The organism is Virgibacillus aidingensis, assembly GCF_010994035.1.
In the GTDB taxonomy this organism is placed as follows: domain Bacteria; phylum Bacillota; class Bacilli; order Bacillales; family Amphibacillaceae; genus Virgibacillus_N.
On sequence record NZ_WIXN01000028.1, the window covers coordinates 31217 to 43332 of the forward strand.

Genomic DNA, 12116 nt, shown 5'->3' on the forward strand with positions numbered 1-12116 from the left:
AATAAGACTGCCTTGTGAGGTGGTCTTATTTTAGTTATAACTGAGATATAAAATTCCATAAATATTATGTTTTAAATGGATATTCTCCCTCTGCTTTTGTTGCAATTTTACTTGCAATCCAGCGCTTTGCAGTCGACTCATCAATTTCATAGATTTTCCCGGCACGAAGCAATTCTCCGTGGTATGCGGTTTGGACATTCATTTTTACTTTAGTCATTTTGCTGGCTCCTTTGTAAAATAATACAATAAGTATACAGGAAATCACCGGAAAATTTAAGTGTTCGCTTTGTTAATCTATTTGACTCTCTTTTTTCTGTGGTAATATATGTACAGGAGGGAACAGAATGATTTATATCGGGTTGACCGGCTGGGGAGATCACTATTCCATCTACTCCGGCAATGTGAAACCAAAGGATAAATTAGCAGAATACAGCAGTCATTTCCCGCTGGTGGAAGTCGATACAGCCTTTTATGCGATACAGCCTGCAAAGAATGTAAAAAAATGGGTGTCAGATACACCGGATAATTTCCGCTTTATCGTGAAGGCATACCAGGGAATGACCGGACATCAGCGCGGGGAGGAGCAGCCTTTTGATTCAGTAAAGGAAATGTTTACAGCTTATAAAAAATCATTGGAACCATACAGAGAAGCCGGTAAATTGGCCTGTGTCCTTTTTCAGTTCCCGCCCTGGTTCACCTGTAAAAAGGAAAATGTAAATTATTTGCGCTATTGCAGAAAAAATATGGAAGAGATACCTATTGCACTTGAATTCAGGCACCAATCATGGTTTTCGGACAAGTATCGTGAAAGCACATTAAAATTTATGAAAGAAGAGGGCTGGATTCACTCCATTGTTGACGAACCACAGGCAGGGAGCGGCACAATTCCAACAGTGCCTGTTGTCACTCATCCTGAAAAAACGATGATTCGCATGCATGGAAGAAATGTACACGGATGGAATAAACCGAACAGTGCGGAAACCAACTGGCGGGAAGTACGGTATTTGTATCAGTATAATAAAGAGGAATTAATAGAATGGCAAAACAGGGTTATTGAGCTGAAGAAAGAAACGAAGGATCTGTATATCGTGTTCAATAATAACTCAGGCGGACATGCTGCTGGGAATGCGAAGGAACTCCAGGATTTGCTTGGCATTACTTATGAGGGGCTTTCACCAAAGCAGCTTGGGCTGTTTTAAAAAAGGGGACTTGGAAATGATTCATCCAGAATACATAAATTTGGATAAGACAAAGAGAACCATAGTCATTTCAGATATTCATGGAAGCTTAACGCTTTTTCAGCGCCTGTTGGAGAAAGTCAATTACACAAACGAGGAATATTTATTTATTAATGGTGATCTTTGCGAAAAAGGAAAGAATAGTTTAGAAACAGTAGAATTTGTGCAAAAACTAACGGAACAATCAGCCAAGGTATTTGTAACAAAAGGAAATTGCGATGTGCTTTTTCGTCATGTGTTTGAGGGTAATGAAGGGATTCTTGCTTATATGAAAAAGCAAAAACACTCCATATTGAATGAAATGCTGCAAAACCACGTGAAATCCATAGATGATTTTTCCATTGCAGCAGAAATTGCTGTGCATTATCGTACGAACTACCGGAAGAAAATAGAATGGCTGGAATCATTGCCAGTTGCTTTTGAAACAGATGAACACATCATTATTCATGCGGGCATAGAAAATAAGAAAGACTGGAAGCAAACAAGCGAGACATCTGCACTCCAAATGCAGGCATTCTATGAAAAAGGGCATCAGTCCGGCAAAACCGTTATTGTTGGGCATTGGCCGGCAGTAAATTACCGGACAAATGAAATTAGTTCCCATAATCCGCTGATTGACAGGGAGAAAAAAATTATTGCATTGGATGGCGGGAATCAAATTAAAAGGGAAGGGCAGTTAAATGCGTTAATTTGGGAAAATGGAGAGTATGACCATATATATACGGATGAGTTAACAGAAGCCAGAACCGTCCAAAAGGATTACATAGATACTACCAATAGCGTCGGCACAGTTACGTATCCTAATTATGAAATGCGCAGGATCAAAGAAAATAAATATTTCACCCTTTGCGAAAATAGAAATTTAGGACTGCAGCAATGGATTAAAAATGAATATTTGATTACCGAGAATGATATGACATGGTGCAGGAATGACTTGAGTACGACATTTTTATCGGTTGAAAAAGGTGATATCGTGTGGGTCGTTGATGATGCTTGTGAAGGTTTTGCACTGATTAAGAATGACAACGGAGAAATAGGTTGGATACCTAAGGAAGTATTTGCATAATGACCTTATTAGATGGGACGCTGCAATTTATACGGAAGTCTAAATTCTTAATGAAATTATAATCTGTATAAAACATAGAAAGCTGGTTAAAAAAGATGCGAGTGTGCACATCACTCACATCATTTTTTAACTGCCGGATTTACATCTGCTGTCCCATTCAATTTCTATTTAATCGGATTGATTTTTGGGCATTCACTATTCATAGCGATCATGATGACGCCACCATTCATAGGTTTTCGACTGAATAGTCCCCTGTGGTGCATCCTCCCACATCTCCTGCCTGCCCAAAGGAGTTATATCCAGGTAACTCCAATTACTGCCCAAATATTCCACCCCGCGTGCCCAAGTGGAATAGGTATGGTATATTCGATTGTTTTCCATTAGAAAAACACTGTACCCATGTGTCTCCCCGGCTTCTGTTGTGGCACCAAAATCCTGGTTAAAATCAGTTGAGCAGGAAGAATACCAGGGAATTTTCCAGCCCATCCGTTTTTTAAAAGGTTCAATTTTCTCCATAGGAGCCCTTGATATTAAAAGAAGTGTGGTATTGCGTGCTTCCAAATGAGCGGGGTGCCCCATATTATCAACCATCATTGAGCATCCATCGCAGCCTTCCTCCCAGCTGGGATCAAACATGAAATGATAGACTATCAGCTGTTTATAACCGGCAAATAAATCAGGCAGGCTGACTTTTCCTTTTTTTCCTTGAAAAATATAATTCTTTGTAATTTCAACCATTGGCAAGCGGCGCCGTTTGGCATTCAACTTATCGCGAAGGCGGGTGAATGCTTTTTCTTCCTCAAGAAAAGCCTGATGGGCTTCATTCCATTCTTCGGTTGTCACAATTTTCCGATCTGTTATTTCATTGGTACTTACCGTTATATTCGATTTTGTATTGGCTGAACAGCAGCTTTCATTCTGGTTATTATTCATTCGTTTGTCTCCCTTCCATATATTAATTTTTATCGTACCATGTGCGGATTATGGAAGTTTCTTATCGATTGCTAAGCTGGGAGATAAATGAATACTTAAAAACTACAAATTTTTAACCGCGGAATGTTTTATAAACTTTGATTAAATATGATTTTGAAAAACCGGGGTGCAGGAATTTGCAATAATCCCACCCCGCTTTACCATTGATTTATCGTATTCTGCCAGCAAGTATTGGATTAGAACAATCCCGAATTAATTCCATTTCTCCATATTCCATACCTCAGTCACCCAACTCTCATAGAAAGCAGGCTCATGTGATACGAGTACAATTGTTCCTTCATACGCAATTAAAGCTTCTTGCAGTGCCTCTTTCGTATTGACATCCAGATGATTGGTCGGTTCATCCAATACAAGCAGATTGCTGTCTGTCAGCATGAGTTTACACAAACGCACTTTTGTTTGTTCTCCGCCGCTCAATGATTTCAATGGCTGAAAAATATGTTCCGTTTTCAAGCCGCATCCGGCAAGCTTTTTACGCACTTCTTTTTGCATGAGGTCTGGATATGCCGACCAAATTTCTTCCAATGCTGTATGCTCCGCCTGAGTGTGAAATTCCTGCTCGAAATAGGCAGGCTGAACACGTTCTCCAATGGAGACCGAGCCTTCAAGTGCGGGTAATTCACCAAGTAATGTTTTTAGTGTGGTTGTTTTGCCTATCCCATTATGGCCGGTCAACGCTACTTTCGCTCCTCTATTTAATTTTAAATGAATCGAGGAAAATAAGGCGGACGCATATCCGACAGATAAATTCTTTGCTTCCAGCAGCACACTTTCAGGCTGGTGTGACACATAAAATGAAAATCGTGCCGGTGGATTCGATGTTGGTTTTTCAATCCGTTCGATTTTTTGCAGCTTCTTTTCCCGGCTTTTCGCTTGTTTTGCTGTAGATGCCCTTGCTTTGTTCTTTTGAACATAGATTTCCAGCTTTTTAATTTCTTCCTGCTGGCGCTCAAATTGCTGGTAAATCTGTCTTCTCCGTAATTCGTATGCCGCTTCAAACTGATTGTAATTCCCAGTATACCTGGTTAATGATTGATGCTCCAGATGAAAAATGACTTGCACTACCTCATTCATAAATTCTGTATCATGCGTAATCAGCAAAAAAGCGTTCGGGTAGTCCTTTAAATAGGACGAGAGCCATTCAATATGTGCTGTATCCAGATAGTTTGTCGGTTCATCCAGCAGCAATAGATCAGGTTTTTGCAGCAAAAGTTTTGCCAGTAACAGCTTTGTACGCTGGCCTCCGCTTAATCTGCCAACATCTGTTTCCATTCCCAGCTGTGTCAGTCCAAGTCCCGCTGCGACCTCCTCAATTATTGCGTCAATGCCATAAAAATTGCTTTGTTCCAGCCATGTTTGTAATTTGCTGTATCTTTTCAAAGCTGCATCAAGTTCGGTGCTTTTCAAAACACTCATTTCTTCCGTCAATGAAAGCATTTCTTTCTCTGCATCGAACAAGTGGCTGAATGCTCCCTGTAAAAAGGTGCGTATGCTGTCACCGGTATATAAACTGATATGCTGTTCAAGATTGCCCGCCTTTACATTTGGATGCCAAGTGATCTTTCCTGCGTCAGGCAGCAATTTTCCCGTCAAAATATTCAATAGCGTTGATTTTCCCGCGCCATTAGGTCCAACAAGACCTATATGTTCGTCTTTCAACATCCGGAAGGAAACATCCCGCAAGACCGTTTTATCACCATACCCGTGGGTTAAATTTTTTACATCAATAATACTCATCATTTTCTCTCCTTTTGTCATGAATGTAAGCTAAAATACAAAGCAAGCACAAGAAGAGAACAGTCCACATTCCTTAAAATGCAAAAAGGGCAGAGCGATACGCCCTGCCCATAAAGTATGCTAACCATAAACGGTAAGCATCGAAAATGATTATAAGGGTTCAGGTAAATATCTGCTGCCTGTCGCTTGCGTTTGACTTCGTAAAAAAGGGCACACTTCTCCCGTCTTTAAGAAACGACAAGTTGACGCACAGCAGATAAAAACATAAATACCCCTCACTCCTTTAACGAACAATTAATTTTATATACTTAAGTTACCATTTTTCAGAAAACAATGCAAGTGTATGAAGAAATCTATCGGGAAGTTGCTTAAATTATATCGCGACATCGGTTTTGGAGCATCGGTCACAGGGGACGAAGAAAAACCTGTCATCGTATTCTATAAAAATGAAGGATCAAATGTTAGAGTTATTTCCGCTTGAAGAATTGGCAAAAGATATCAACAAAGAAAATCCGCTGGCAGCGGAAACCCTGGCAAAAGATAATTCAGCACATTTGACCGTTGCTTATGCTCATGACGATTCTTCCGAAACTTTCGTTTATTCCGATGCTTCAGATGCAAAGGGGGATCCGAATTTGTATCATTCCAAGCGTATATCGGTCCTGGGACAACACCCATTACACCCCATCCGGGACAGGCAAACCATAAACAAGCGGTTGTTGAGGATCACAAGCCGGATGAAGTTATATTCAGTGCCAAAAGCAGAATTTCAGGTACACTGGATATCAATTATGAAATTTTGTCCGGAAAACCGGCAGCGGAATTAATTAAATATGCCGATGAGAATAAGGTGGATCTCATCGTTATTGGAAATCGGGGGCTCAGTGGCATCAAAAAATTTTTCATGGGAAGTGTCAGCCAAAAAGTAACGAATGATGCACCGTGTGCAGTTTTCGTGATGAAATAGTTTATGCAGGCAAGAAAGCTTCCTGCTTTCTTGCCTGCATAAACGACATGTATAATTTAAACACTTTCCATCCGATAAATCCCTTTTTGATCACGCACCTGACACCCATTTTGCTTAAAAATTTGGATCATTGCCAGATTCGCTTCATCGGTACTGCCAACATAATAATTAGCTTTCATACCCTTCAAAAGAGCCAGTGTCTTCAGATGCATCATTTTCCCGAATCCCTGTCCCCTGAATGCAGGCAGCACACCAAAGTAAAACAAACGGCCTTCATCTTCGGTTCCCATCTCGATATGGGGAATAGCCAATCCGATTACAGCATGTTTGATTTTAAAAATATAGCAGTGGGAACGCCAATTTGCCCCAAGCTCCTGCTTTAAAGAACGCATTACTTGATCCAGTGTCTGCTGCTTATTTTTATTTGCGGAACCGGACCGGCACTTCTCATAAATCTGGGCAAATTTTTGATCGCTTATAGTTCCATCAGCCAGACAATGTGTCTCCAGATCCGGCTCATCCATGATTTCATCGTCCAGTCTTCTTGTATACTCTACTATCGTAGAAATTTTATGAAATCCGAGATTAAACATATTTTCTTCAAGCATCGGATCCATCAGTACAGAAATATAACCGGCTCTTTCCGTTTTCCATTCACTCAATATTTGATTGAAATCTTCCATGTAATCCTTATTCGCCGTTATCTCCCTTTTAATCTGATCAACAAGCCAGTATTCCTGTTCATTTTTGATAATATTATACAGCTTTTTCCTGCTCATGTTTCAGCAGCCATTCCTTTCTCCACAATCCGCCGCCATAGCCTGTCAATTTGCCATTCGACCCGATAATCCGGTGACAGGGGATAATGATGCTGATTTTATTTTTTCCATTGGCACTGCCTACAGCCCGGACAGCTTTTTCGCTGTTGACAGCGATGGCGATATCCCGGTAGCTGCCAGTTTTTCCATAGGGTATTTCCGTCAGTGCATTCCATACTTTTTTCTGAAAATCTGTTCCTTCCAGGTTATATGGAATAGAAAAATTTCTGCGTTTCCCTTGAAAGTATTCATCCAATTGTGAGCTGCATTCATGCAACATTGCCGGATGAGTTTCATCTAATTTGTTTTCTAATTGTTTCTTTTCTGTGAAGTTTAATTCATAAATTGCTTCGGGTGTACCGGAAATTTCCAGAATTCCAACCGGTGAATCATAATCAAATGTATAAAATGTTTTTTTCATCGTTATGCTCCTATCCTATAAATCGTTATCATTATTTTATCAGATTTCTGCTGCTAATGGATGTAAACTTTGCTAAATTATGATTATAATGATGAAAAGGGATTTGCTGGAGGAATAATTATGTACGAATTAAAGACAAAAGAAACGGATGACAGTGTAATTGAATTTATCAATCAGGTGGAAAGTAAAAGAAAACGGGAAGATGCATTCAGACTGCTCGATATTTTTACAGAGGAAACCGGATACGAAGCAAAAATGTGGGGGCCGAGCATCATTGGATTCGGTTCCTATCATTATAAATATAAATCCGGCCACGAGGGGGACGCTCCGTTGGTGGGATTTTCACCAAGAAAGGCAAAGATCAGTCTGTATATTGCTGCAGGGGACTTGGAACATGAGGAGCTCCTGAAGGAATTTGGCAAGCACACGACAGGTAAGGCTTGTATATATATTAATAAGGTTGGAGATATTGATGTGGATGTATTAAAGAAAATGATTCATAAATCAATCCGGTTTACAAGGGAAATGTACCCTCAGCAGGAAGGATGATTCAGTAATGCAAGCAGTCTTTAGCCTGCATCCAGCTTCCATTGCTGATAAAGAAAGGCTGGCTGCACTGCGAATGGAAGTAATGGAAGCAGATATTAAGCGGCACGCTATTGAGCCGGAGCAGCTTTATCAGCGTTTTATGGAAAAAATCGATCCCGGGACTACGTACATTATAAAATCTGAAGATCAGTTCATAGGCTGCATTTCGATCGTGCCAGGTGAAGGAGGACATCATCTTCGGCATTTTTATTTAAAGCCGGAATGGCAGGGGAGTGGCATTGGTTCAGAAATCTTAAAGCTTATTGTTGAAGAACATCGTAAAACCGATGAGCATTTATCCTTGGCTATTTTTAAAGGGAGTGCGGCTAAGACTTTATATGAGAGATATGGTTTTGAAGTGGTGGAAGAGGATCGATTTGTGGAAAGAATGAAATTATATTTTTATGATTGAGTCGTTGACCTAAAAACCATTTTAAATGAAAAACCGATGAAGATAGTAATTATTTTCACCGGTTTTTTTAAAAAAACAAATGGTTCAGTTCTGCATATACCTAAACTCTTCTCAGGTATCCGACTTATCATAAATCCCCTTTACACAACTTCTGCAGGCCGAATTAACCTCCCGACCATCCCATGTTTCGGGGCACATATAAAACTCACCAGAAATATCAGCCCTGTCGCAAATGCCATCGAGCCGGAAATGGACGTATCGATCCAAGCTGCAATATAATAGCCGGTCACCGCAGCGATAACACCGAAGGATCCACTTAGCACAAGCATCCCGGAGAGTTTATCTGTCCAAAGGTAAGCCGCGGCAGCCGGGGTAATCAGCATGGCAACCACCATAATGGCACCTACAGCGTCAAAGGAAGCAACTGTAGTTACAGAAACAAGGCTCATAAATAAATAATGCATGGCGACCACGGGGATGCCTAAACTTGCTGCGAGTTTTGGATCGAAAGAGGTTATTTTCCATTCTTTATAAAATGCAATGATGAAAAACAGCACAATCACAAAAGCCAATCCAAGTAAAGCCGTAGCTTCCGGAATTTGCCCAATGAGTGGCAGTGTGATTGTATTCCACGGGATAAAAGTGATTTCACCCATTAAGGCATGCTGGATATCCAAATGGGCATTTCCGACACTTGTCGCAATCAGAATAACCCCAATCGCAAACAGCGTCGTAAAAACAATGCCCATGGAAGCATGATGCTCCACCCCGAGTGAATGCAGCCATTGGATGAGAAACGCTGTAAGAATCCCGGCTAAAACAGCGCCGATAAGCATATGAGAACCATGCAATTCCCTCGTAATAAGAAAAGCGACCACAATTCCGAGTAATACCGTATGACTGATCGCATCGGCCATCATGGCCATCTTCCTCAGGATTAAAAAAACACCAATCAGTCCACAGGTGAGTCCCACCAGGGAGGCGGTTAATATAATCCAACCTGCATAAGTCATTTAATTCACTCCTTTTGAAGGAAGATGGGGTTTATATCCCATTTGTTTTTGAAAGTATTTGAACTGTACATATTTGATTAAAATTCCTTTTTCCTTTCCGAAAAGCAAGGAAAAAACGAATATGGAAGCTGCGGCAAGGACAATAAAAGGGCCGGTTGGCCAGCTGCTTCCCATGGAGCTGATTAAAGTGCCGCCTGCACCTGCTATCCCTCCAAATCCCGCCGACAACAACAGCATCCAGTGTAAAGTTTTGGTCCAGTATCGGGCACTAACCGGCGGTATGATCAATAAAGCAGCAATCAATATGACACCGACAGCCTGAATGCCGATTACAATTACGGTTACCAGTAAAAGCATATATAAGGCGTTCATCCCTTTAATGGAAAGTCCAGAGCCTTGCGCAAAAGAAGGATCAAACAGGTACAGCTTCCATTCTTTAAAAAACAGATAAATAAGGAAGATAACAACAGTACTGAGGCCGAGCATCGTAAACATATCACTGCGAACCATAGAGGCGGCCTGGCCGAAGATGAAATTTTCCAGGCCGCTCTGGTTTCCTCCTGCTGTCCTGTTGGCGATCGTCAGCAGCATGATACCCAAGCCGTAAAACACGGATAAAATAATTCCCATTGCCGTATCTTCGGTAATTCTTGTGGAGGAACGGATGGTTTGGATAAATAAAGCTCCGATGAGCGCACTAACAGCCGCTCCAAATATTAAAACCATCAGCCGTTTTTCACCAATTAGCAAAAAGGCAAGCACGACTCCCGGCAGCGCAGCATGAGCAAGCGCATCACTCATCAGACTCTGCTTTTTCCAGTAGGATAAACAGCCGATAAGCCCTGCGGCAATGCCTAAGACCAATGTACTTACTAGTACCCATTGCAGGTTGCTACTCATGAACAGTGAACTCATCACGATGCTCCTTTCCGAACCAGCGCATATTGCCCCCGTATGTTTGGGCAATATTCTCCCTGTTAAATACTTCTTTTGTCTTTCCGTAATGCATGACCTTTCTATTTAATAATAGAACCGAATCGAAATATTCCTCCACTGTCTGTAAATCATGATGTACGACCATTACGGTTTTCCCGCGCTTTTTTAATTCCTTCAATATAGCCATGATCGCCTGCTCCGTTTGTGCATCTACACCGGCCAGGGGTTCATCCATGATATAAAGGTCAGCATCCTGCACAAGCGCACGCGCCAGAAACACCCGCTGTCTCTGCCCCCCGGAGAGCTGACTGATTTGCCGGTCGGCATAAAACTCCATTCCCATTTTCCTTAATGCTTCATATGCTTTTTCCCTATGATGCCGGCGGGGTCGTCTAAGCCTTCCGATTTGCCCATACAACCCCATTGTTACGACATCTATAGCTGTTGTTGGAAAATCCCAATCCACCGATCCGCGTTGCGGTACATAGCCAATTTTCTTTTTAACATTTTTAAAAGGCTTTCCGAAAAACTTTACATCACCGGATAGGCGGGGGTGAAGATCCAATATCGTATTCAGCAGGGTGGATTTACCCGCCCCATTTGGACCGACAATCCCTGTTAACGTTCCTTTTTCCACTTCAAAGGTGACATCGTGGAGTACTGTATTTTTTCGATAAGCTGCAGCAAGATCTCTCACTTGAACAACTTTGTTTTCCATATTAATCAGCCTCTTCTCCTGTTAAAGCTTCATAAATGATGTCCACGTTATGCTTATACATGCCGATATACGTCCCTTCTTCCGTACCTGCTTCTCCCATGGCATCAGAATACAATTCTCCGCCAAGCTCCACTTCTGCATCTTCATCCTGCGCACCTTCCAATACGGCCTGAATCGTGCTGTCATTAATACTCGTTTCCACAAAGATGGCCGGCACCTGATTTTCTTTAATGATCTCAATCGTTTCATTAATATCTGAAATGCCGACTTCCCCCTCTGTGCTTAATCCTTGGAGGCCAATCACCTCAATATCATGCAGGTTTCCAAAATAGCCAAAGGCATCATGGGCGGTTACTAACACACGCAGTTCCGCTGGAATATCAGCCAGTTTTTCGGCATGCTGCTTTACCTCTTCCAGCTCGGATAAATAATCATTCCAGTTTTCCTCAAAATACTCCGCATCATCCGGTGCATACGCTTTCAGTTCTTCCACCGCTTTAAATAATGCTTCTTCCCACAGATGAAAATCAAACCATATATGAGGATCTATAGCACCTTCCTCATCCTCTAACAGTGCATCAGGGGAAATGGTTTCACCAAGTGCAAGAACGGGTTTGGATTCGGAAATTTCATTAAAAATATCCACCATATTTGCCTCCAAATCAAGCCCGTTGTAAAAAATGAGATCCGCTTCATCGATCGTGGAGATATCTCCCTGTGTTGCCTGGTATAAATGGGGATCCACCGACGGTCCCATGAGACTGTTTACTTCCACTCGATCACCGCCGATGACAGAGAGCGGTTCTCCGATTTGTGCAATGGTGGTTACAATATTAATTTTGTCCGCGTCATTTGCTGATTCGCTTCCTGTTTCTTCATCCGTGCCACATGCAGCAAGAAACAGAATGAAACTAAGTATAACAATCCTTTTCATGTTTTTGCCTAAACCTTTCATTTTACCCTCACCCTTCTTTGTTTACCTAGGCAAACTTTATTTGTTAAGACTAATTTAATGCCTGTGTTTTCCTTTGTCAAGTATTTTTTCTATATAACAATATTTTGCCCTAAGGAAACTTTATGTGTATATACTTATGAAAATTTTGCGTGGATGTTACTATTATTTTTTGTGAATGAAATGGAAGTATGTGTAAAATAGTTCTCGGTGATAATTCTACAAAATCCTAGCCAAAAAAGAAGAGGCACTCTATC

The 12116-nt window shown here is 41.3% G+C and carries 15 protein-coding genes; 6 read left to right on the plus strand and 9 right to left on the minus strand.

Annotated elements, in window-relative coordinates; translation table 11 throughout:
• Positions 1–64: 64 nt before the first annotated feature.
• A complete protein-coding gene (locus GHD25_RS18065; protein ID WP_164219491.1) occupies positions 65–217 on the minus strand; it encodes a hypothetical protein in 153 nt (50 codons plus the stop codon).
• A gap of 127 nt (positions 218–344) precedes the next feature.
• Between GHD25_RS18065 and GHD25_RS18070 the strand changes: the two genes are divergently transcribed.
• The gene (locus GHD25_RS18070; protein WP_164219493.1) at positions 345–1199 is read left to right on the plus strand and encodes a DUF72 domain-containing protein; all 855 of its coding nucleotides are present in this window, start codon (positions 345–347) and stop codon (positions 1197–1199) included.
• Positions 1200–1215: 16 nt separating this feature from the next.
• Positions 1216–2304 carry a metallophosphoesterase gene (locus GHD25_RS18075; RefSeq protein ID WP_164219495.1) on the plus strand — a complete coding sequence of 363 codons (1089 nt, stop codon included), beginning with the start codon at positions 1216–1218 and terminating at the stop codon, positions 2302–2304.
• A 195-nt stretch (positions 2305–2499) separates the two neighbouring features.
• Here the strand turns inward: GHD25_RS18075 and GHD25_RS18080 are convergent, their stop codons facing one another.
• Complete coding sequence (locus tag GHD25_RS18080) at positions 2500–3237, minus strand: DUF899 domain-containing protein (RefSeq protein WP_164219497.1); 738 nt, start codon at positions 3235–3237, stop codon at positions 2500–2502.
• Positions 3238–3489: 252 nt separating this feature from the next.
• Entirely contained in the window at positions 3490–5034 is a 1545-nt protein-coding gene (locus GHD25_RS18085) for an ABC-F family ATP-binding cassette domain-containing protein (RefSeq protein WP_164219499.1), read from the minus strand.
• A gap of 446 nt (positions 5035–5480) precedes the next feature.
• Between GHD25_RS18085 and GHD25_RS20055 the strand changes: the two genes are divergently transcribed.
• Together GHD25_RS20055 and GHD25_RS20060 are read left to right on the plus strand one after the other, a co-directional pair.
• Complete coding sequence (locus GHD25_RS20055) at positions 5481–5861, plus strand: hypothetical protein (protein WP_240452416.1); 381 nt, start codon at positions 5481–5483, stop codon at positions 5859–5861.
• Entirely contained in the window at positions 5834–6001 is a 168-nt protein-coding gene (locus GHD25_RS20060; protein ID WP_240452417.1) for a universal stress protein, read from the plus strand. The genes GHD25_RS20055 and GHD25_RS20060 overlap by 28 nt, the downstream gene beginning before the upstream one ends.
• Before the next feature lie 56 nt (positions 6002–6057).
• Here the strand turns inward: GHD25_RS20060 and GHD25_RS18095 are convergent, their stop codons facing one another.
• Positions 6058–6780 (minus strand): GNAT family N-acetyltransferase, encoded by a 723-nt coding sequence (locus tag GHD25_RS18095; RefSeq protein ID WP_164219501.1) that lies wholly within the window; start codon positions 6778–6780, stop codon positions 6058–6060.
• Positions 6758–7240: a methylated-DNA--[protein]-cysteine S-methyltransferase gene (locus GHD25_RS18100; protein WP_164219503.1), complete on the minus strand. Its 483-nt coding sequence runs from the start codon at positions 7238–7240 to the stop codon at positions 6758–6760. Before GHD25_RS18100 ends, GHD25_RS18095 begins: the two co-directional genes overlap by 23 nt.
• 120 nt (positions 7241–7360) lie before the next feature.
• On the opposite strand from GHD25_RS18100, the gene GHD25_RS18105 reads away from it, so the two are divergent.
• A complete protein-coding gene (locus GHD25_RS18105) occupies positions 7361–7789 on the plus strand; it encodes a DUF1801 domain-containing protein (RefSeq protein ID WP_164219505.1) in 429 nt (142 codons plus the stop codon).
• Between the two features lie 7 nt (positions 7790–7796).
• Positions 7797–8240 carry a GNAT family N-acetyltransferase gene (locus GHD25_RS18110; protein WP_164219507.1) on the plus strand — a complete coding sequence of 148 codons (444 nt, stop codon included), beginning with the start codon at positions 7797–7799 and terminating at the stop codon, positions 8238–8240.
• Between the two features lie 140 nt (positions 8241–8380).
• On the opposite strand, the gene GHD25_RS18115 is transcribed toward GHD25_RS18110, so the two are convergent.
• The 4 genes from GHD25_RS18115 to GHD25_RS18130 are packed head-to-tail and all read right to left on the minus strand — an operon-like array spanning position 8381 to position 11862.
• Positions 8381–9253, minus strand: a complete 873-nt coding sequence (locus GHD25_RS18115; protein ID WP_164219508.1) for a metal ABC transporter permease — start codon at positions 9251–9253, stop codon at positions 8381–8383.
• Positions 9254–10168, minus strand: coding sequence for a metal ABC transporter permease (locus tag GHD25_RS18120; RefSeq protein WP_164219510.1), 915 nt, complete (start codon positions 10166–10168; stop codon positions 9254–9256).
• Positions 10146–10907 carry a metal ABC transporter ATP-binding protein gene (locus GHD25_RS18125; protein WP_164219512.1) on the minus strand — a complete coding sequence of 254 codons (762 nt, stop codon included), beginning with the start codon at positions 10905–10907 and terminating at the stop codon, positions 10146–10148. Before GHD25_RS18125 ends, GHD25_RS18120 begins: the two co-directional genes overlap by 23 nt.
• Position 10908: 1 nt before the next feature.
• Positions 10909–11862, minus strand: a complete 954-nt coding sequence (locus GHD25_RS18130) for a metal ABC transporter solute-binding protein, Zn/Mn family (RefSeq protein ID WP_164219514.1) — start codon at positions 11860–11862, stop codon at positions 10909–10911.
• Positions 11863–12116: the final 254 nt, after the last annotated feature.